Source organism: Vibrio sp. TMPB1044, from assembly GCF_030442075.1.
GTDB lineage: Bacteria > Pseudomonadota > Gammaproteobacteria > Enterobacterales > Vibrionaceae > Vibrio > Vibrio satsumensis.
The window spans coordinates 246,501-267,972 of record NZ_JAUJED010000023.1 but is presented as its reverse complement, the minus strand read 5'-3'; the positions used below and the strand labels follow the sequence as shown (position 1 = coordinate 267,972).

Below are 21,472 nucleotides of genomic sequence, written 5' to 3'. Positions count from 1 at the left end.
ACATTCAAACATTTGGTAACAGTTATGCCGGGTCAAATTTATAAAAATGTTTTGCCAACCCTACTGACAGCGTGTTTTTGCCTCCCTTTGTACGTCAATGCTGATGGGGCAAGATCGGAAGCTGATGTAAAGAAACTTGAAAAATTTCAAGAGACTGTAAGTGGCGAGCCAATGTCATTAGCCCCGATGTCGGTAGAAAAACCGGTAAGAATTGCGCTGATTTATCCAAGTGCAGATATTTCTGACTTTTGGACAAGAAATTACACCGCATTGAAGGAAAGGCTCATTGCTTTGGAGCTGCCTTTTGAGATCAATGAGTTTACGTCCCGACAAATTGAGCACTCATTACAGACCCAATACACCGAGCAAGTCCTGAGTTCTGAGATGCCTTATGACTTCGTCATTTTTGGTCCTTCTGAACTGGGTATCCAAGCCGGTAATATTCAAAAACTGTCCGCTTCAAAAGATTTCAAAACCTTTATTTGGGCGTTCCACACACCTAATGAACAATGGAAACATCAACCAGATAGTTGGTTCGATTTCTCGAGTGCGATGGGGGCTGAGGCTCTATGTGATCATGTAGTGAAAGAACTGGGAAGGAAGGTCGAATTTTCAGCAAATCGAGGTATCCCAGGAATAACAGATACTCAACGGTCACAAGGTTTCATTGATTGCGTAGAAGAAAAAGGCGATTGGTTAACGGTGTATGAGCACTTTGGGCAATACCAGAAGTTAGGTGGGGCTGATGGCGTTCGTTTAGTGCTCGGTAACTTCCCTGAAGTGACGATGGTTCACAATGCCAATACTGCGATGACCATGGGCGCGGTTGATGCGTTGAACCAAGCCGACATGTTGTCTGAAATCTATGTCACGGGTTGGGGCGGAACGGCGAAAGAGATAGAAAAGATTCGTTCCGATGAATTGGATGCCACACCTATGCGCATGAGTGATGACCTTGGCGTAGCAACTGCTGAAGCGATAAAGTTTCACTTAGAAGAGAGAGAAGCCGAAGTCCCGTTGGTTTACCTAGGCCGTATCACTGTTGTACATAATAAGATGAATAACGACCAACTAAATCAGCTAACCAAAGAAGCCTTTCGTTATTCGGGAAAAAATTAAGCTCGACTCAATCGGACCACCATTAATCAAAAGAGCCGCTTACCTGTTTCGACTGAGTCAGTCAGAAATGGATAAACGGCTCTTTTATTGGGTGGGTGCTGGATTTGAAATTTAGATGACGAAACCTTGGAGATTTAGTCTACTCAGTGATCTCTTGTAACACCTCTCCAATCGAGCCACTTGGTTGGGTGATCCCTAGCTTATTCGAAAGTGTTGGTGCAATGTCGTATGGCGTGATTGCTCGCGAGATCTTCTGAGCTTCGACATCGTAGCCTGCAAAAATAACCGGTACATGGGTGTCGTATTTCCACGGAGAACCATGAGTCGAGGCAATTTGAAGGCCTTCCATGTCGTTAATGTAGCTACGCGGTGCAAATACCACATACACGTCGCCAGAACGAGCTGGATGGTAGTTGTTTTTGATGAGCTGCATTACGTGCGTGTCCGGTACTCGGTTGGCTGCGATATCACTACTTGATACTGCAAATGCAACGCCTTTCACTTTTGCTATTTCATCCGCAATTACTTCTTGTACCTTAGCGAGGTCAAGCTTCTTCTCGGCGATTAAATCGTGATTCAGATAGATATAAGGCTGTGCATACAAACGAATCACATCTTTAGTTAAGCCGAATTCATCCTTCAATCGTTTCTCAACACCACTCGAGAGCAGTTTATCCTTATTAAAGTATTGAGCTTGATTGAAGCCAAGCGCATTTGCCGCAGGTGAAGATTCAGGAACACCGTGGTCGGCAGACAGCACAATTAATGTGTTCTCTAGCCCCACCTGGTTATCAACGGTTTTGAAAAGCTTAGCGAGAGTCTTATCAAGTCGGATTAGGTTGTCTTCTGTTTCTAGGCTTTCTGGGCCGTATAGGTGCACCACGTAGTCGTTTGATGAGAAACTCACAGATAAATAATCGGTTACGTCACCTTGTCCTAGCTTCTCTTGCATCAACAAGGTGCTTGCGAAGTTTTCTGTGATTTCATCACCAGCAGGGCTCACAGTAAGCGTAGTACTGAAGTACTTATAGCTTGCCGGGCCGTATGGGTGAGGGAAGGTGCGTTGGAAATCACCGAGTTTCACTTTGTGTTCGGTATTGTGTTCTTGCAGGGTGTACTGGTCACGCGGTAACGACAGTTCCCATCTCTGTTTTGAGTATTGAGCGGCAATGGCTTTTTCATTCCAGCGAGATACCCAAGCAGGATATTCGTCGTAGTAATAGTTGCTGGTCACAAACTCAGACTGTGCTTTAGAGAACCAAAAAGCTTTGCCACTGTGTCCTGCAAGCGAAATCGCGCCACGGTCTTTTACCGATACACCAAACACTTTCGATTTTCCGCTATTGGAAATCATAAGTTCGTCGCCAAAGGTGGTGGCGAGAATTGGCTCTGGAGAGCGGCCGTCACCTTGCGCTGTCTTTTGTGTTGGATCGATCTCGGTGGCTTTGTCGACACCCGCACCCGAAGTCAGCATGGCGTAGTTGCCATCTTCTACGTTATACACCAAACGTTCTTCGCTACGGTCATACCAAACATTACCTACCATGCCGTGTACGCTCGGTGGAGCGCCTGTTGCAAGCGACACATGTCCTACAATGGTTTCTGTGTTGCCGTGTTGGTAGTTAGCATTGGTGTAATAAGTACCGTCATCCATTAAGTAGCGAAAGCCACCTTCACCGAAGTTATGCTTATATCGCTCGATTAGGTCTGCGCGCAGGCCATCTACTGTGATTTGAAGGACTAGATCTGGCTTTTCCGCAGCCGAAGCAGGGAGGGCACAGAGTAACGCGAGTGTTAGTCCTGAAAGCTTGGTGTATTGCATAGAGTTTCCTTATTCACTGTTGCCGCAGAGTTCTAACGTTTGGCAGATTTCTAATGTTTGGCCAGATTTCTAACGTGTGTACAGTGCGAATCGTATTTTTAGTATTGTTGGTGAAGATTATTGAGTCATAACCATCGGCACCTTTAGCTGGTTCACATCTCTAGCTAGTTCACAGCTTTAGTTAGTTCGTATCCTTAACTAAACGCAAGCCCATGTCCGACATAGTGATCGATTGGCTTGCGAAGTCACGACGGTAACTTTCAGATTCATTTTTGTCATAAGCAAAGCTGCCACCGCGAACGGACTTATGCGATAAGCCTACGTCACTGTGTTTAGCGTTGTTTGGATTGTCTGTTGGACCAAATCGGTAGAAAGTGTCATCGAAGGCATCGATAACAAACTCCCCAACGTTTCCTGTCATGTCATATAAGCCTAGTTCATTTGGCTTTTTTAACCCGACAGGATGCGCGCTATTTTTTGAATTTGCTGAGTACCACGCAACTTCATCTAAGTTGTTGGAACCACTGTAAGTATAGCCTTTGCTTTTGTTGCCACCTTTCGCAGCAAACTCCCATTCAGCTTCAGTTGGTAGGCGGTACTCTTCGCCTGTTAGTTCATTCAACTGCTCAACGAAATAGTTCGCTTGTTGCCAGCTTAGGTTGTTGACCGGAACTTGCGGGTTTTGGAAATAACTGAGAGATGAACCCATCACCGATTCAAATAATTCTTGAGTCACCTCAAATTTCGCAATGTAGAAACTATCTACAGTTACATCACGGGCTGGTCGTTCTGCTTTGGTCGCCTCTGGGCTGTTTGAGCCCATGGTGAATGTTCCGCCTTCAACCAACACCATCTCTTGGTCAATTTTTTGAGCGATAGGGTGTGTAGGCACGCTTGCACAGCCGCTTAGATAAATAGTCATGGTGACGCCGCTAACTGCTGCTAAATGTTTGTAATTGATAAATTTCATCACGTGCCTCAAATGTTCGAAATAGGGCGTAATTCTAACGTTTTTGGTCATTCCTATTGGTTATAAAGGGTATAACATGCCACTGACTTAATTCGGAATTATGATGGGAACAAGACACTAAGATAGGTAGGTAAATCATGCACATTACTCAAGGTCCACAATATAACGGTAAAGCGTCTAAGCGCCTGCATGTTATGGCTAAGCCGATTGGCGCAGCGTGCAACATTGACTGTAAATATTGTTACTACCTAAGTAAGCAAGATTTGTTGGAGTACAAGAAAGGCAGCTCTCCAAGAATGGATGATGAGACGCTAGAGACTTACATCCGACAATACATCGAAGGTCAAAATACGCCAGAAATCATCTTCTCATGGCAGGGCGGTGAGCCGACCATGTTAGGTTTGGCTTATTTTGAGCGTGTGGTTGAGCTACAGAAAAAGTATCAGCCCGAAGGTGTGTTAATTTCAAATGACCTACAAACTAATGGCACATTACTGAATGACGATTGGGGTCGGTTCTTAGCAAAGAACAACTTCCTGATCGGTTTAAGTATTGATGGTCCTGAAATGCTACACAACGCTTACCGTACCAACCGAGCGGGTCGTGGCACATTCAAACAAGTGATGGCTGCTGTAGAGTTGCTGCACAAGCACCAAGTCAAATTCGCCACGCTTACCTGTGTGAATAATCTCACTAGTCAAAATGCACTCGAAGTGTATCGTTTCCTACGTGATGTGGTGAAGTCTCCACAAATGCAATTTATTCCTATCGTAGAACAAAAAACCTTTAGAACCGTTGCACCGCAAACATCTCAAGTGAGTGAGCAACTCAAGCAAGGTGACAAGCGTCTTATCCCGGGTCACAAAGATTCGATCATGGAATCATGGTGTGTATCGGACTTAGCGTGGGGCAACTTCCTAATTGCTGTGTTTGATGAGTGGGCGAAGTACGATATCGGTAAAGTGTTTGTTCAGTATTTCGAAGCGAGCTTAGAAACGTGGATTGGTCGCCCGAACCCGCTTTGTACCCTTAATGAGATCTGCGGTAAAGGCTTAGCGATGGAGCCAAACGGCGATGTGTTCTCTTGTGACCACTACGTTTATCCTGAATATAAAATTGGCAACATCCACCACGAGAAGCTTGATGACCTAGCATACAGTGCACCACAACAGAAATTTGGTTTCGCTAAATCACGTACGCTGACGAGCCAATGTCAGCAATGTGACTACAAGTTTGCTTGTCATGGCGAGTGTCCGAAAAATCGCTTTATCAAAACTCGTGCGGGTGAGCCGGGCTTGAACTATTTATGTGCGGGCTGGCACAAGTTCTTCTCTCATGTTGATAAATCGATGGCGTATATCGCGCGTGCGATGAGACACCCTGTTGCTCATGGTAAGTACCGTGATTCTGTGATGATGGCGCGTCGAGCAGAACTGGCAAAACAAACAACATTTGAGACTAAGTTTTAAGTCAAGTTCTAGGTTTAGAGTTATCGATCCTAACGAAATTTAATCAGATATGAGTCTAGGGACAGGCTAAGTTCTCTAGCTTAAGGTAATACTATGATCAAGAAGAGTTTAGCGACAGCGGTTGCTTTATTTATCTCAACGTCCGCATTGCTATCAACGTCAGCGATGGCAGCTAATAGCGTTCAACAAACCGTTGATGCACCAGCACAAAATATCAATCAAGTGCTTGAAATGACGGACACTCAAACCCGCATTCAACAGTTGTCTTACATGGCGCAAGATCAGAATCAGTCTATTGAAAACCGTACTGGTGCGCTGCAAGAATTGGCAGCTTACCCAAGCCAAAATGCGTTGGTGGCTGTTGCTAGAGGCTTGAAAGATAAAGACCCTGAAGTTCGCGAAGCGTCTGTGATTGGCTCTGAACCTTATCAACTCGAACATCGCTGGGCATTAGTCTCTCCGTTGCTTAAAGACAGCGATACCATGGTTCGCCACACGGCAACATCAAATCTAATTCGTGACTTTAATGCCTTAGATGAACAACAAAAAGCACAAATCGAACCACCAGTAAAAGAGCTGATCAGTTTTCTAGAAACGCAAGAATCTGAAAAATACCAACTGCTGTTTGCTGATGTACTTCGCTGGCACAACGAGTGGGATAAGGCGGAAACGGTTTATCTAGAACTGATCAATACGCATCCAAAAGAAGCGCAAGTTTGGTTAAGCTACGCTGATAATTTCCGAGCGCAGAAAAAAGACCAACAAGCGGTTGAAGTATTAGATCGCGGTTTAGCGAACGTGCCGGACAATGCGGCTCTGCATTATTCTAAGTCGTTGACTCTGGTTCGCCTGGAAGACAAAGGTGCTGCTGCAAAAGAGATTGAAGTTGCAGCTGAATTAGCGAAAGACAACAGCTATTACTGGTACCTAAATGGGGTATTACAAGAAGAGTTGGATATCGACAAGTCGACTAAATCGTTCGAGAAAGCATATTTGATCTCTGGTTCTCCAGAGCAGCTATACGCGGTATGCGATATCTATGTGCGCTACGGCAATGAAAAGACAGATGATTGCTTGGGTGAGCTAGGTAAAGTGGCTCCTGATTATGTAATTGAGCAATTGAAAGAGAAGCGAGTAGCGCCAAGCTCATAATATCCAAATGAGTAAATAGCGAAGCCGATAATGAAAAGCCAGTCAAAATATTCGACTGGCTTTTCGCATCCATGAACTGCTTAGACAAGGTTCAAGCAACTAAAGACAAAATAAGGGCAAGCCTGTTACTTGCCCATTTCGTTTTATTATTCACCCATAGAGCTTGATGCACGGCGTCTGTCGGTCGCGCCATAGATCTTGCCATCTTTGACTTCAATGGCATTCAAGCCACTGACGACGGGAATGACATGCACCTGATAACCGAGCTGCATGAACTCTGGTACTAGCATTTCAGCGTAGGTTTTCTTCTCGACCAACAAACCTGTTGGATCATAAGGTTTGGTTCGATCAATCTTAGTGCCATACTGAATATTCGGCAGGTCAATCGCTTCCTGCGCAGACAGATCCCAATCGAGAATGCCCACCACAGTTTTCAACACGTACCCCGGAATTTGTGAGCTACCAGGAGAACCTACCACTAAACGCAGGTCGTCTTTTTTATCCATAACCATTAGCGGGGTGATCGCTGAGCGAGGTCGCTTACCTGCTTCAATAGAGTTTTGAGTCGGTTTACCGTTTATTGTGGGTTTGGTGGAGAAATTTGCCATTTGGGCATTAAGAACCACGCCATCGACCATTAGCCCAGACCCCATGCCTGTGCCGACGGTGCTGGTCATTGCAATGGCATTACCGTCTTTGTCGATGATGGAGATGTGCCCGGTATCTTGGCTCTCAAAACCTTGATACTGAGCGTAATCAGTATCGGTTAGCTTGCCTGCTTTTGGTTTTGTTTTCGCAATGCCAGTCTCTGGAATGAGCTTACGTCGCCCATCGATGTAGGCTTTGTCGAGTAGGGCTGCAACTGGCGCTTCGATGTAATCTGGGTCACCGGCATAAGCGATGCGATCGGCTTTGGCGATTCTCATGGCTTCGGTCATCAAGCGCCAAGGTTCAACATCGGTTTTAGACATGTCGGCTAAGTTATAGGCTTCTAACATTTCAAGGCTTTGAGTAACCATCACGCCACCAGAGGCAGGGTAACCAAAGGATACGATCTTGTTACCACGATAGTCGCTCTCAATGACGTCACGCTTTTTGATTTGGTACTGTTCAAAGTCTTCAATGGATAATTTTGCGTGGTCTGAATCGATGCCACTGTTGACCGTTTCGACAATGTTCTTACCAAACTCTCCACCATAAAGATATTTGTCACCTTGTTGCGCAATATTGGTCAACGTATTGGCAAGCTTTGGATTGGTCATCAAGGTGCCCGTCGGTTTGATTTCGTCGTTATCCCAATAGAGCGCTTTGATTTCTGGATCTTCAATTAAACGGTTTTGCTCACGAACCACAATGTCATAGGTGTAACTGTTCATTGCATAACCTTTACTGGCAAGCTCAATCGCAGGCTGCACCAACTCAGACCAAGGTAGCTTTCCGTATTCTTGATGAGAGCTATAGAGCAAACGAAGCGTACCCGGTACCGCGACAGATCTTGGCCCTAAAATCTCATTTCGACTGAGTGCCTTACCATCTTCCATAAACATATCTGGAGTCGCACTTGAGGGCGCTTCGTCACGCCCATCGATTGCGAGGAATTGGTCTTTGTCATGTTGATAAAACAAAGCAAACGTCCCGCCACCAATCCCCGTCATATCGGGCTCGACGACTGACATGGTCATTTGCATCGCCACCATGGCGTCGATCGCATTACCGCCTTGTTTCAGTATCGAATAGCCAGTGCTGCTGACATAGGGGTTTGTCGCACTAACCATGAATTTGTCACCTTCAGTATTCGGCATGATTGGGAAAGGGCTGGGCTCAGCAGCAAAACCCACCGCTGAAACCAAGCTTAAAGATAAAGTTGCTATACGCATGCGTTCTCCGTTTAAGGTATCTGTTTATTCACTCTAAGATTGACCGAGTGAGGGCGGTGAGGTTCGTGAGTTTGCAGCCTTTTTACACAATGCTGACCGCTCTGACATTGGAATAAAACCATCTCAATATTCACCATTGAAACGATAGTTATGGTTTATGTTTCGACAGGTTGGAATGAAGAATGACTGCGATAAAAAAGCCCAAGGTAGAGTGATTAGCTTGGGCTTTTTTACGGTGATTGTTTAATTCTAGGTTAGAACACGAAACTCAGCATAATGGTATAGAGTACAGCATCTTTATCATCAAAGCCTGTCAGTGGATTGAAGTCCTCGATAAAGGCTCCATTTGACTTACGAGCTTCAAAGTATTGTACTTCACCATTGATAGAAACGTTCGGCAATACGTCGTAATCGATACCAATCAAATAGCTGTTGCCTGTAAGGTGTTCGTTTGAGTCAAATTCTGCACCGTAAACGACATAAGGCGTAAACGAATTCAATCTGTAGCCCAAACTTGCATACATTGATGAAGAGAAGTCACTGATTTGTCCTTCACTTGATAGTACCGCTTGACTAAATTCATACTCAGCACCCAAAGACCAAAGCTGGATGTGTTGGTTGTCTGCAGTAGGCAGCGCACCAACGTTTTTAATCTTTACAGTCTGATCAAAGTTGGAATCGAGGAATGACAAATTCCAACGATAGTTCTCTCCACTTAACTGAAGGTTGGCACCAAACATGCGGTTGGTTTCAAACTCCAGTTCTGTACTCGAATTAAAATCGACTTCGTTTTTGTCTTTTACGCCGAAGAAAGGGGAGAGTAACAGCGTTGCCTCATCACTCACATCGTGAGTCCAGCTGACTTTAATCCCGTTAAATGCGGTGATACCCAATACGGCGTTATATACTTCTGTCGGTGGCCTCGCTGTCATGTAGGCTTGGCCGACATAATAGTACTCAGAGGTAAGAAACAGTGGCAGTCTCAATCGACCGATGCTGACATCAAAGTCATTGAATTCATAGCCAAGGTAAGCCCACTCAAGCTGAGGGTCACTCCAATCGTATTGGGGGGCTTTCACCACTTGAACAGAGGCTTTGAATGAGTTGTAAAAGTAGTCTAATTGAACGCCAAATGTGGTATCACAGTCGTAGCAGCTCTCATCAGTAAAGCCTCGGTTAATGATGAGTGGATTATCATTGTCTGATTTCGCCCAAGATGTTGAACCAAAGCCACTTAATGACAAATTATCGGTAAGTTCAATAATCGCAAAAGCCGGAGAGGAAATCGAAGCACATAGCACTGACGTAATTATCTTTTTCATATTATTTCTCCGAACTTATAATGTAGAGAACGTTGGCATTTTGAGGAACCGAAGAGAGTGGGGAGTAACCAATACGGTTTGGTTTGTCATCCAGCCAGTCCACTAAGCTATCGGTTGATGCCGTTTTGATTTCTCTTGGGTAACGCGCTTTTCCAGAAAAAGATAAGCCAGCCCAGTGAGCGTTCATTTGAGCTGCATTTTTCCCAAGCAAAAGCTGATAAAACTCTCCTCTTTCGGTGCTGTTCTCAGGCCAATCAGACAGTTCAACACGCTTGCCATTGAGGCGTTTAGTTTTACCTCTATATAGCTTTCTCGCTTTGTTTATCGATATCTCTTCAAACCCTGTGTCTAAAGTAAATATTGCGTAATCTTCAGTGGCATGAGCAGGGTTGAAAATAAGTAAACTTCCGAATAACCCTAGAACTGCTCGTAGCAGAACTCTGCACTGGAGTGATTTCACTGTTTTGATCCAATCCATTAGTTTCTCCTAACAAGTCGCACTTTCTATTTGGTGGAATAGCTTTTCTTTTCTTACGGGTTTCGCGACGTACCCATCCATTCCGGAATCAAAGCACTTTTGAATATCATCATCAATTACACTAGCGGTTAACGCGATGATAGGAGTCTTTGTTAAGCCTAAGTTTTTCTCGTGTTCTCTAATCTCCCTGGTTGCGGTGAAACCATCCATCACAGGCATCATGCAGTCCATTAAAATAATGTCGAAGCTACTGTCGTTCTGATACATATCAACGGCGATCTGTCCGTTGTCCGCAATTTCAAAGGTATATCCTGCTTTCTTAAGCATGACTGACGCCACTTTTTGGTTTACACGATTGTCTTCTACCAACAGAATCTTTTCAGACTTGCTTGGTACTGGCTCTTCTTGATGCTCCTCCGGCAGCGTAGTTTTAGCCGCTTGAATTGTAGGGGCAGCATTATGAATAGGGGTAACGATTGAGTTTGTCGCTGGCGCTGTATTGTGTGTTGCCGGCAGTGGCATTGCTTCTACAGCTGCGAGCACTTTCTCTTTCAACATCTCGAATTTGAATGGTTTTGGCACGTAGTCGTCCATACCCACATCGAAACACTTTTGAATATCGTCATCAATCACACTGGCAGTAAGAGCGATGATAGGGATGCGTCGCGTAGCATTGGTCTCTTTTTCAACTCGGCGAATGTTGCCTGTTGCTTCAAAGCCGTCCATAACGGGCATCATACAATCCATAAGAATGGCGGCGTAATGTGGGTTTGCGGTAAACATGTCCACAGCTTCTTGGCCGTTATTCGCAAACTCAAATTCAAATCCACTTTTTCCAACATGAAGCCCAGCAATCTTCTGGTTGATCTTGTTGTCTTCAACGATGAGGATTTTGTGTTGAATCTCTACTGGTGGCCGGCTTGCCTCTGATAGTTCCGCCAAACCTCGCGTATCACAAAGCTCAATAGCTTTAATTAAACGCAAGCCGAGTAGGGGCTGTGCGACTTGTGCTGTAACGCTGTTACCAAGATCCGCTGGCTCACTTAAGAAGGAACGTATCAAACAGATAGTGATGCCGCTTTGGTACAGCTTAGCTAAGTTATCGGCGTGGGAGTTAGCTAGGAATGCGTCATCTTCAGCGAAAACGACAGTGATAGGTTTAGTGTGTTTTTGAGTGGCGAGTTGTGATGTAATTACAGCAGTGTCGTTCGTTCGCTGAGTCACTTTTAAGCCATAAAGGTTAAGATCCCATTCTATTCGTTTAGTCAGTATGTTTTCGTTACCTAGCACATAAATATCAGACGTTGCTGTACTTGGTTTCGGTAGCATAATATCGACGGGTAATTCTAAGTCGAAGTAGAAACAGCTGCCTTCGCCCTTGACGGAGTCGAGCTGAATCTGGCCACCCATAAGTTCAACCAACTGTGTGCTGATGGCTAGGCCAAGACCAGTACCTCCGAATTGGCGTGTGGTTGAATCATCTTCTTGAGCAAAGGGTTCGAATATTTGTTTCTGTTGTTGTTTGTCGATCCCAATACCGGTGTCTCGTACACCAAATCTAAGGGTGACACTGTTTTCTGACTTGTTGAACGTTTGGATTGATAGGGTGACGCCGCCTTCTGCAGTAAACTTCACTGCATTCGACATAAAGTTCATCAAGATCTGTCTTAAACGGTGATCGTCTATCATCACGCGTGCCGGTGTGTCTGGGCTGATATCAACATTAATTTCTATTTTTTGTTCTTTCGCTTTTGGCGCCACAATCGAGGCTATGTCGTATATCGATTCTCTGACGGATGCGGAATGCGGGCTGATTAATAGCATGCCAGATTCAATCTTAGAGAAGTCTAAAATGTCGTTGATAAGGCTTAGAAGCAGTTGAGATGAGGTCTCAATGGTATCGACGTAATCTCGTTGGGTTGGTGTGAGCGGTGTATCTGACAGGATTTCTGAGATGCCGATAACCCCATTCAATGGGGTACGAATTTCGTGTGACATGTTAGCCAAGAAGCTACTTTTGGCCTTGCTGGCTTGTATCGCGTGGTCTTTCGCTTCTTCCGCGTCTTCTTTGGCGCGCTCTGCGTCTTCTTTAGCAAGCGTTAACCTTTCCTTAGCGTGTTCTCTTTCAATGGTCAGCCGTTCAACTTGTTGAGCAAATAGGCTGAGTTCGTCTTTACCCTGAATGAGCTTGTCTAAAGAAGGGCGTGTTTCATCGTTTTCACTCTTCAAGAACTTAAGTATCAAGCCTAGGTTGTTGGTTACTTGTCTCGCTAAGCTTAGGGTTAACCCCATGACAATGGTAGCGAGTAGGGCAACGATGGAGATAAACAGTGTTCGTTGTACTTGCGCGTCTGAGATCGCTTGCTCAACTTCTTGTTGGAACTCTTGCTTGATAACAGTGCCGAGGCTTTGTAATAAGCTGAGACGAGCACTCATCGCTTCCAAGCCAACAGAAACTTCTTGTGGTGTTAATTGGCTGATTGCGTTTAGGTCGAGTAATGCGTTTCTGATCTCTTGGCTTTGAGCAAACACATCGTTTCTGAAGACTTCAACCATCAGCGACACTTGATGTTCGTTGGCATTCAATGAAACAAAACGTTCTAGAAACAATTGCTGTCTTTCGCTCAAGGTTTTGATTTGTTCAGCAAGTTCGGGGTCGTACTCTTGGCTAGTTTGGAATATTTCAATCAGAGAAGTACCCAGCTTGAATTCCTCGTTTGACCAAAACATCAACCATTCGAGTTGTTGTAAGGCGGTGAGGTGTTGTTGAATTTCACGTTTGGTGTTTTCAAATGGGACTTTTTCTATTTCAAGGAGCAGCTGTTTGTATAAATCGCTCTGCCACTCAAGGGCATCTAATTTGTCGTAACTGTCAGTGGCTTCAATTGTCGATAGAGTAGCTTCGCTGAAGCCGGCAACAAGCTGGTCCATCTCACTTGAAGTACGCAAGAAAATAGTGGGAGATAGGTTTTTTAGTTCTGCTTTAACTTGGCTACTTTGCCTTGCGAACTCTTCTGGACTAGAGGCCAAAGTGCTCCGATAGAGAACGGAAATATCTTGAAGATAAACAGATAACTGATTTGTGCGTTCGAAATCGGTTAACTGAGTCGTCAAGATATATGCTTGTCTGCCAGCAAGGAAAAGCAGTAGTGAAATGGGAAGTAGAACTAAGCCAAAGAGTTTATGTTTGACTGAAAGGTTATTCCAGACCGTAATCGCCATATAAAGGATCCATCCAACTGTTTTATATAAAAACAGTAGAATAAAAAAAGCGATATTGAAACTTTGGAACGGTAAATTTAATGGAAGTGTGGGAGGGGTATAACTTCTTGTGATTCTGTAGCTTACCTATAAAAGGAATCCATTTCTAACAATGTATAGTGATTATCAGTAGGTTTACTTTTTATGCTTATTGATGAATAGCTTAAAAAGCTGAGTTAATGAGGATGATCTTTATCTTGTTTTGCTTCTAATAGAAGTTGCTTCAGTGCGTTTTTTGCGGAGGGCTCTAATGTCCAAACGCTGAGCATTCTATTTAACGCAGCGCGATAAACTCGATTTTTTAATAGAAAGGCGAGAGTGCTCGCATCATTGTTCAAAACGTGTGTTTGTATGATTGTAAGCTCTGGTTTATTAGCGATTTCAATTTTCTGCAGGTTGAAAGCGGGCAGGAATGAAAATTCGTACCAAATTTCAATGATCTCTCGGAGCTCGATTTCTTCTTCAGGCACGTCACAGTCCTGAAGCATATGATTTTCAGGAATTGCGGATAAGTAAACTACATCAAGCTTGCCTGCAACGAATGTGTACATTTTCTTCCTTGTTCGTGGTGGTATTAGAGCGAATCATCTCTCTTGGTTATGATTTTGTCAATTGCATCAATTTCCTGAAGTGGATAATTGTGAGTAGGCATTCTTGTTCTAACTCAAACTGTTTAAGTATTTGTCTGTTAAGCCAAAATATTTAAGATTCCCGTCAGGCTCTAGAACCAGACTCATGTTGGAAGTGGCGATCAAGCCAGGATCATTGGTTGAAAAAATGACTGTTTTGCTCAACAACTTATCGCTGAACAAACGGTTAAAATACTGCGCGTTTTCATTTTCAGCCCCATTAAAGGGTTCATCAATGATGATCAGAGATTGCTCACAGTTGCCTAAACCAAGCGCCAAACGCAGCTTTTGCTGAATACCATTGGGAAGGCCTTTGCATTTATCGACACTCAATTGAGTTGCCAAGCCTTCCGGCAGCCATTCGTCTAATTCGAAGAAGCTCACCATCTCCTGCATTTTCTCTGTGGGAATCAATCCATTGTGCAAAATGAAGTTGGTTTCCAAAGAACCTTCGAAAATGTGCAAATTGAAAGGGATGTAATTGATTGATGTGCGATAGCGATAGCTATTGAACTGTTTAATGTTGTAACCATCGACAGACACTGCGCCTTGATAGCGGTCTTCTAACCCTGCAATGATTGAAATTAGTGTGGTTTTTCCGCAACCCGTAGGGCCACAAACGACCACTTTGGCACTGGCTGGGACTTTGAAACCAAGATTGGTTAAGCCGGTCGCCGCTCCCGCATATCGGTGGCTGACGCCGCTGCCCACAATGTTGCCTTGGAACAAGCGAATAGGCGGGCTTTTCTCCAAGGTTAATTTGTCATCATTCATCGACATCAAGTTGTTGATCTGTGCTGATGAAGCCTTGATCGACTGGAACTTAGAAATTGAGTTATAGATGCCCATGATTGGGCCTAACGCTTTCCAAACCAGAATAACGGTCGCGAGCATAGCACCAGCATCGGAAGTGCCTTCCATTACGCCAATGACGGCTGTCACAATACTTGCCGTACCAATCACTTGAATTAAACTGCCGCCAGCAGCCTGAATCTTACTGTTAGTTACGGCAACGCTCTCCGCATCACTGGTGCTTTGCATATGGGAGGCACTAAAACGAGATTGAACCACGCGCAACAAAGGCAAACCTTGAATAGTCTTAATACCGCGAAGGATTTCATTCCATTGGTAAGAGACCATGGCGTTAGCGCGAGAGCTTTTAGATGTGGCTTGTGAGTAGATATAACGAGAGTAAATACAGAACACTAACATCAAGATTAAGCCGCCTATCACCACAAGTGCAGCGGTGCCAGACATCAGAGCAATCGCAATGATGAATACAATCACAAACGGCATATCAAAGTAACTAAGGGTCGATTCTGCGGTCACTAAGCGGCGGAAGGTATCGATATCTTTCAAACGAGCCAACTGAGACGAAACCCCTGCGGTTGAAGTCATTGCGTAGGGTAGCCAAAGCAGTTTCGATATTACGGCTTGAGATATGTGCACCGCGAGATCTTTACCGGAGGTGGCAATGATGTTGACTCGCATCTTTTTGAAGAAGTATTCCGAGAAGCCAACGATCACGGCAAATAGGGTCAACCAATAGAGTGTGGCTTGAGAGCTCGAAGTGAGCGCGAAGTTATACACACTCATAATGAAGAACGGTTGTAACGCTCCCAAGATACTGATCACAAAGCTGAGGATGATCAGGCTTTTGAGTTCATTGTTGTAACGATAGAAAGCGTACTTTATCCAATTGCTTCTGTCTTGAGATTCCGGTGGTGGTTCACGGAACAAACGAGAGTATTCACTAATAGAAATAAGCAAACAGGGCTTTTTACACATTGGATATTCAATGGTGTTGTTGTTCGTGTAATCAAACAGGATCAACTTTCCATCTTTGGTGCCTAAGAAGATCGCACTAAGGTTCTCTATCTCAATAAAGCATGGGTGAGGGTATTTATCGATATTCTCGAGTGTCTTTAGCTTGGTTATATCACAGCGATATCCAAGACGCTCTATAGTTGCAGTAAAACTGTCGCTGTCTTTTGGCTGAGGAATAAAAGCGTCACTGAGTATAGAAGGCGTACCCTCCCATTCCAGCGCTATCAAGGTGTAGGCTAAGCCGCGAATCAGCGGCGACTGACCGTAGCGTTCATCATAAGCACTTGATTCACAGTCCAACACACGCTGCGGAACATTGTTGAAGTCAACTAGGATACTCATTGGTCACCTCCGGTAAGTTTTACGCGTTTGAGGCGGTGGTTAAGTTTATCCATTTTATTACTGGCTATGATTAGGATTTTGTCATTGGCACGATAAGCTGTACTGGTGAGTACCATTCGCGCAAATTCTTCATCAAAGACACAATCGATGTCATCAAATATCAACACGCGTTTACTGGCGAGTAGAGCACGAACCAATAATAAGGCATATCCAACCTGGCGAGAGAATGGATTACGCATATGCCCTTTGAGTTCCGTATAAAAACCAGCAGGAAGTCCGTCAATTTGCGCTTTGATATTCATGGTTTCACACAGTGTAAACGCCGTATTATTCAAACTTGGTCGGAAGCAAGTTAGGTTATCAATAATAGTTCCTTCAACAAACGAGCTTGTTTTGTCGACCATCAACACGCTGTTACGCCAAACGTTGTAGTTCACGTCATCGAGAGGGGTATCGTTAATCATGATGTCGAGTTTGTTATCGCTGTTCTGGCGCGTAATACAGTTAGCGAGGTGGGTCTTACCTGAACCACTTTTTCCTGTCAGCAAATAGGCTTGGCCGAGTTCGAACTCGATACGTTGTTTTTCAGAATACTTAACCGAAATACGTTCAACTTCCGTTGTCTCATGTTGATGATCAACAGAAGCCGCAAGCTCAAGCAGTTCGGCGATACGTTGTATGTGGAGTTTGTTTAACTCCCAGCGACTCGCGGTGCGCATCACTTGTTGGTAAGGCGCAAAATAACGGTTGGTCAGCATGATAATGGCGGCCATGATGCCTTGACTCGATTCCATGTTGATAACGGCTGTTGCCAATACCACAACAACACAAGCAATGGAGAGCTGTTGGATCAGCGCCAATATTAGGCTGAAGTTCGATTCAATCTGCTCATATTTAATGTTCTCAACTTCGCGCTCTTCGACCATTTGTGTCATCAGACTTTCAACTCGGTACTCCATGTTTCGAGCTTTGATATCAAGTGGACTAGAGATTATCTCAATGATTTTGGAGGTGGTTAACCCTTCGATGTCTGATTTATTCTGCAAGCTACCAATTTTTTGTTTGGAAAGGCTCCAAGCAAAAATAGCCAAGATGACAGAGGCAATCAGAAGGGTAATGCCAGCCCATATGTTGATGAGTCCTATGATGAGGATTGTGATCACGCTGACGGCAAGGTTGATAAGCGCTCGAACCGACTCTCCACCAAAGAAAGTCTTAAGTTCAGGAATGGTTGAGATTCGTTCTAGGTATTCGCCCGGTTCTAAACTGCGGAATTTAGAGATGTCAGCCAAACAGATGGATTGAAATACCTTGTTGGTTAAGTTGGTCTCAAACTGCCTCATGATGACAGAGGAAATCTTCTCTTCCTGATTTTTCAGATGATAGTCGAGGAAGATGGAAATCAAGATAATTGCGAACAATAAGAAAAGAGTATCTTGTGCTTGGTTGGGTAACACTCGGTCAAAAATGATCAGAATGGAGAAAGGCAGCACCAAGCCAAACAGGGTTGATATTATCGTTGAGAAAGTCAGATAGCACTTATCTGCCATATTTATCTTTTGCGAAAATTGCTCAGTTTGCATTATGACCTCCTTTTCTCAATGACTCCGTCGAGAGAAGGTGTTTAGGCACCAAATCTTGATTGTCTCGTCCCTCAATATCGCTCATCAATTGCATGATGCTCTCTATCGATTGAATTGAGAGTATGCCTTTAATTTGCTCAAGCTTGATAGTCTCGATGATGTAGTCGTATCGTGCGCTTTCATAGTCTCTCAAAGCGCTGAACAGTTTACTTTCCGCCGCCAGCAAGTCGGTGATGGTACGCGTGCCTAATTGGTAGGCTCTTTGGATCCCTTTATAAGATGCATAGTTGGCGCGAATGATGTTTTCGTAACTGCTTATAGACTGCGAGAAATCGTTAATGTTAAGTACTGAGGTATTTACGCTGTTACGTGTGGTATAAAGCGAATCTTGGTAAAGCAGCTCAGTACGCTCGATGGCCGTTGATGACTTCTGGTAGCCGTAGTAATCAGAGCCACCGGACAAGAGTGGCACGGCGAGGTTTAAGCCAACACTGGTTGAGTTACTTTCACCTGTCGCTGTAATGTCGGTTTTATCGTAGTTATTGGCGTCATCGTGTCGATAGCTGGCTGAAAGCGACACGGTCGGTAAGAAATTCGATCCGCTCTCCTTTAAGCTTCTGCGGCTTCTTTCGACGTTTTTCTTCGCTACCAACAAGTCGTTGTTGAGCTTCAACGCTTGATCCATGATTGAGCGTTGCTCGGTTTTGTTGATCTCTTTTAAAGGCACGCTTTCGTATATGTCTTGCGACGGAGTGATAGGGTATTGAATTTGAATAGAGAGTCCGTTGAGAATGACACGTCGGTCTTTCTGTAAGGTTCTTAGTCGGTTCGAAACGCCTTCTTTCTGAGCAATCACTTCGTACAGCTCACTGGCTGCGGTGTTACCTAGCTCTACATTGCGTCGCATTTGATGTTCACGCGTTTCAGACGATTTAAGCTCTACCTTGGTCGCTTTAATTTGGGCGTTGTTTTTTAAATACTCAAAGTATTGAGAGCCGATTTCTGAGATGGTGCTTTGGATTTTGTTCTCGTGTTTAATCTCTTCAATATTGAAGTCGAGCTTAGCTGTTCCATATTTGAAAATATCGCCCAGATTGAAGACCGATTGGGAAAGAGAAAGGCTGTATCTGTTTGAGTTATAGCTAGAAGTCTCATCAGGCAGACTCGATAGCAAAGTTTCATTTTCATTCCATGTGGTATCAGCAGCACCATTTAAAGAAGGAAGAAACTTAGAGCGACTGATACCAATGTTGTATTCGTTCTCTTCCACGCCCTTATCACTGGCGCGAAGAGACAGGCTGTTTTGCAGGCCGAGCTCTACCGCCTCCAGCAGGGTAGTCGCCGATGCTGAAGGTGTCGTGCTTAATGTAAGCGCAGCTATGATGCCGCTAGTTAAGTTTCTGTACTGCAACATACTTGTTGATCACCTTGATGATTTGGTCGCTTTTATAAGGTTTGCTGATCACATAATCCATTCCCGCTTCAATACAAGCTTGATGTTCGTTACTGCTGGTCAATGCGGTTGCACCTATGATGGTGCAAGGGTTTTTCTCGTTTTCTTGTTCGAACTGGCGAATGCGTTTTGTTGCTTCGATGCCCCCCATCCCCGGCATGATGCAATCCATGAAGATGATGTCAGAACGTTTATTCATGAAGTGTTTCACTGCGTCAGCGCCATCGCCAACCATGTCTGGTTCATATTCTTGTTTGGTAAGAATCCGTTTAAGTAAAATTTGCTGAACTCGGTCATCCTCTACGATAAGGAAAGAGCTGTTCTCCATTTGCTCTTCCGAAGCTTCTGCTTCCATAATGGTGAGTAAGTTAGGAATAAACTCATAGGGGATAGCAGGTGAGTTGATGATCTTGTCGACGAAGCTATGGCACTCTTGTGCTTGTTGAGTGTTAGTCACTGACAGTAATAGCTTGGTGTTTGGGTAGTTCTTAAGCTGAGATTTGACCGTTTTGCTCAACGACGGCAGCTTGTTAGGTTCAAAGGTATCGGTCAGCATAATCGCATCGTAATCACCGAACGTTTTCGCCGCTGAGAAAAGCTCATTTGCAGTACGAATCTCGGTGATGTCTAGTCCTAAGTTACTGAGCATTTTCTTCATCACATCAATACGGATTTGAGTATTGGCACACAGCAGTAAACGCTTGCCATCGAAGCGAGTCTTCTCTGTGTGAAAGTTCTTAGCCTTAAGATCGAGTTCAATCTGAAAACGTTCCTGAGCCCCGGATTGGAACCAGTGACTCTCATAATATCCGTAATCCTTCAGAACACTTTTCGCCAAGTCATCGGTGTTCGCAGTATGGTCTTTGTGATCGCTCCAATGGAGTTTATTGAGCTTGGCAACAGAGACATCCAGCGTTGATAAGAAGTTGAGGTTGATGGTGACACGGGTGTTTTCCATATCAGAAGCAGCGCCAGATTCAATCGTCACAAATAGTTTCTTATTTGATTTGAGTTGAATGGCATTGGAAAGCTGCAGGAACAATATCCAGAACAAGCTGGTGGATTGACCTTCTACACGATTGGGTAAGTTGTCAGAGATAAAGCAGTCAAGTTCACCTTCATTTCGTTGAATTTTGGCGCTGATATGAATCATCAATTCCGACAATACGTTGAGTAGTGAAAATTCTTTCGATTTACTTTCCGTACCCTGTGAAATCAAACGGTTATAGTTTTCTGCTAACTCAGATAAGGTACTACACGCTGAGGTAATATCCTTCGCCATCAATACGCCGTTTTCATCGGTTTCTTGAACCAGATATTGGACACCGCCGTTGATGGTATTGGTGATACCGCGAATCTCATACCCGATCAGTGCATACAGCTGTTTGTAAAGATCGTTATTGCGCTTTTGGTCTTCCAATTTACTGAAGATCAACTTGAGGTGAGAGTAGATTTGGCGTTGTTTGGGGTTGATGCTCACTTCATTAAGAAGCTCTTCGAGTCTTTGTAAATCGAGTTCCTTTAGCTCTTGATACAGGGCATCAAACTCATAGTCGATTTCTCGCTCGTTAGAGCTGGATTTCTTCAGTTTCAACATGGCAACTGAGTTAGAGAAAACGGCAATCACGGCCAATATCACGACCACCATAAACAACCAGACAAAGAACTCATTTTTCTCTGACATTAAGTCACTCGCATGGTTGTTGAACATGGTGCGATAGTTGTCATCCATCTGTAGGTACTTGTTCGTCAGCGATAGGTATAAGTCGAGTATGTCATTGCGTGTTTTAGCGCTGTCGGAAAAGCGATTGAGAGCTAATTCAAGTTGGGTGTATTCGGTCGCACCAACCAAACTGAATTCGGTTTTGTTCAAAGAGGCTAAAGAGCGGAATTCATCAATCTCACCCTTCAAAGTAGACAGGTTAAAGTCACTGGTACTGCAATTGTTGGCTTTTAAGCAGTGCTGCAAGGTTTGAATGTCAAATTCTATGGTCTGATTGAGCTTTTGGGCTTGTATCAGAAGTGGGGCGCTTTGCACTTGCGCAACCGAGTCGACTTTTGACCAAGAAAAGTATAAATAGAAAGCGAGAGCTACCAGTACGACACTAAACAAAATGCTGAGTCGCAAGGCCGGTACGGAAATGTTGTAAGAAGGTTTTCCGCTCATT

The 21,472-nt window shown here is 44.2% G+C and carries 14 protein-coding genes; 3 read left to right on the top strand and 11 right to left on the bottom strand.

Going from position 1 to position 21,472, the window contains the following annotated elements; translation table 11 throughout:
- The first annotated feature begins 24 nt into the window (after positions 1–24).
- On the top strand, positions 25–1,119 hold the full coding sequence (locus QQ041_RS17090) for a substrate-binding domain-containing protein (RefSeq protein ID WP_285954575.1): 1,095 nt from the start codon (positions 25–27) through the stop codon (positions 1,117–1,119).
- A gap of 139 nt (positions 1,120–1,258) precedes the next feature.
- Here the strand turns inward: QQ041_RS17090 and QQ041_RS17085 are convergent, their stop codons facing one another.
- Positions 1,259–2,941, bottom strand: coding sequence for an alkaline phosphatase family protein (locus QQ041_RS17085; RefSeq protein WP_285954574.1), 1,683 nt, complete (start codon positions 2,939–2,941; stop codon positions 1,259–1,261).
- 181 nt (positions 2,942–3,122) lie between these two features.
- Positions 3,123–3,911, bottom strand: coding sequence for an SUMF1/EgtB/PvdO family nonheme iron enzyme (locus QQ041_RS17080; RefSeq protein ID WP_285954573.1), 789 nt, complete (start codon positions 3,909–3,911; stop codon positions 3,123–3,125).
- Positions 3,912–4,048: 137 nt separating this feature from the next.
- On the opposite strand from QQ041_RS17080, the gene QQ041_RS17075 reads away from it, so the two are divergent.
- Positions 4,049–5,380: an anaerobic sulfatase maturase gene (locus QQ041_RS17075; protein ID WP_285954572.1), complete on the top strand. Its 1,332-nt coding sequence runs from the start codon at positions 4,049–4,051 to the stop codon at positions 5,378–5,380.
- 93 nt (positions 5,381–5,473) lie between these two features.
- On the top strand, positions 5,474–6,532 hold the full coding sequence (locus tag QQ041_RS17070; protein WP_285954571.1) for a hypothetical protein: 1,059 nt from the start codon (positions 5,474–5,476) through the stop codon (positions 6,530–6,532).
- A gap of 146 nt (positions 6,533–6,678) precedes the next feature.
- On the opposite strand, the gene ggt is transcribed toward QQ041_RS17070, so the two are convergent.
- The 9 genes from ggt to QQ041_RS17025 form a co-directional block, all read right to left on the bottom strand.
- On the bottom strand, positions 6,679–8,409 hold the full coding sequence (gene ggt / locus QQ041_RS17065; RefSeq protein ID WP_285954570.1) for a gamma-glutamyltransferase: 1,731 nt from the start codon (positions 8,407–8,409) through the stop codon (positions 6,679–6,681).
- Positions 8,410–8,663: 254 nt separating this feature from the next.
- The gene (locus tag QQ041_RS17060) at positions 8,664–9,731 is read right to left on the bottom strand and encodes a sulfate ABC transporter permease (RefSeq protein ID WP_285954569.1); all 1,068 of its coding nucleotides are present in this window, start codon (positions 9,729–9,731) and stop codon (positions 8,664–8,666) included.
- Position 9,732: 1 nt separating this feature from the next.
- Positions 9,733–10,209, bottom strand: a complete 477-nt coding sequence (locus tag QQ041_RS17055) for a hypothetical protein (RefSeq protein ID WP_146491676.1) — start codon at positions 10,207–10,209, stop codon at positions 9,733–9,735.
- A gap of 9 nt (positions 10,210–10,218) precedes the next feature.
- Positions 10,219–13,431: a response regulator gene (locus QQ041_RS17050; protein WP_285954568.1), complete on the bottom strand. Its 3,213-nt coding sequence runs from the start codon at positions 13,429–13,431 to the stop codon at positions 10,219–10,221.
- A 215-nt stretch (positions 13,432–13,646) separates the two neighbouring features.
- Positions 13,647–14,021: a hypothetical protein gene (locus QQ041_RS17045; RefSeq protein WP_285954567.1), complete on the bottom strand. Its 375-nt coding sequence runs from the start codon at positions 14,019–14,021 to the stop codon at positions 13,647–13,649.
- A 108-nt stretch (positions 14,022–14,129) separates the two neighbouring features.
- Positions 14,130–16,268 carry an ATP-binding cassette domain-containing protein gene (locus QQ041_RS17040; protein WP_285954566.1) on the bottom strand — a complete coding sequence of 713 codons (2,139 nt, stop codon included), beginning with the start codon at positions 16,266–16,268 and terminating at the stop codon, positions 14,130–14,132.
- Positions 16,265–17,851, bottom strand: a complete 1,587-nt coding sequence (locus QQ041_RS17035) for an ABC transporter transmembrane domain-containing protein (protein WP_285954565.1) — start codon at positions 17,849–17,851, stop codon at positions 16,265–16,267. Before QQ041_RS17035 ends, QQ041_RS17040 begins: the two co-directional genes overlap by 4 nt.
- Complete coding sequence (locus tag QQ041_RS17030) at positions 17,841–19,265, bottom strand: TolC family protein (protein ID WP_285954564.1); 1,425 nt, start codon at positions 19,263–19,265, stop codon at positions 17,841–17,843. The genes QQ041_RS17035 and QQ041_RS17030 overlap by 11 nt, the downstream gene beginning before the upstream one ends.
- On the bottom strand, positions 19,240–21,471 hold the full coding sequence (locus QQ041_RS17025; RefSeq protein ID WP_285954563.1) for a response regulator: 2,232 nt from the start codon (positions 21,469–21,471) through the stop codon (positions 19,240–19,242). The genes QQ041_RS17030 and QQ041_RS17025 overlap by 26 nt, the downstream gene beginning before the upstream one ends.
- Between the last annotated feature and the right edge of the window lies 1 nt (position 21,472).

Bases quoted from the DNA above. Each gene is read 5' to 3' on its own strand.
- QQ041_RS17060 (WP_285954569.1), bottom strand. From the start codon at position 9,731: ATGAAAAAGATAATTACGTCAGTGCTATGTGCTTCGATTTCCTCTCCG.
- QQ041_RS17085 (WP_285954574.1), bottom strand. From the start codon at position 2,941: ATGCAATACACCAAGCTTTCAGGACTAACACTCGCGTTACTCTGTGCC.
- QQ041_RS17025 (WP_285954563.1), bottom strand. From the start codon at position 21,471: ATGAGCGGAAAACCTTCTTACAACATTTCCGTACCGGCCTTGCGACTC.
- QQ041_RS17040 (WP_285954566.1), bottom strand. From the start codon at position 16,268: ATGAGTATCCTAGTTGACTTCAACAATGTTCCGCAGCGTGTGTTGGAC.
- ggt (WP_285954570.1), bottom strand. From the start codon at position 8,409: ATGCGTATAGCAACTTTATCTTTAAGCTTGGTTTCAGCGGTGGGTTTT.
- QQ041_RS17070 (WP_285954571.1), top strand. From the start codon at position 5,474: ATGATCAAGAAGAGTTTAGCGACAGCGGTTGCTTTATTTATCTCAACG.
- QQ041_RS17090 (WP_285954575.1), top strand. From the start codon at position 25: ATGCCGGGTCAAATTTATAAAAATGTTTTGCCAACCCTACTGACAGCG.
- QQ041_RS17045 (WP_285954567.1), bottom strand. From the start codon at position 14,021: ATGTACACATTCGTTGCAGGCAAGCTTGATGTAGTTTACTTATCCGCA.
- QQ041_RS17035 (WP_285954565.1), bottom strand. From the start codon at position 17,851: ATGCAAACTGAGCAATTTTCGCAAAAGATAAATATGGCAGATAAGTGC.
- QQ041_RS17055 (WP_146491676.1), bottom strand. From the start codon at position 10,209: ATGGATTGGATCAAAACAGTGAAATCACTCCAGTGCAGAGTTCTGCTA.
- QQ041_RS17030 (WP_285954564.1), bottom strand. From the start codon at position 19,265: ATGTTGCAGTACAGAAACTTAACTAGCGGCATCATAGCTGCGCTTACA.
- QQ041_RS17080 (WP_285954573.1), bottom strand. From the start codon at position 3,911: ATGAAATTTATCAATTACAAACATTTAGCAGCAGTTAGCGGCGTCACC.
- QQ041_RS17075 (WP_285954572.1), top strand. From the start codon at position 4,049: ATGCACATTACTCAAGGTCCACAATATAACGGTAAAGCGTCTAAGCGC.
- QQ041_RS17050 (WP_285954568.1), bottom strand. From the start codon at position 13,431: ATGGCGATTACGGTCTGGAATAACCTTTCAGTCAAACATAAACTCTTT.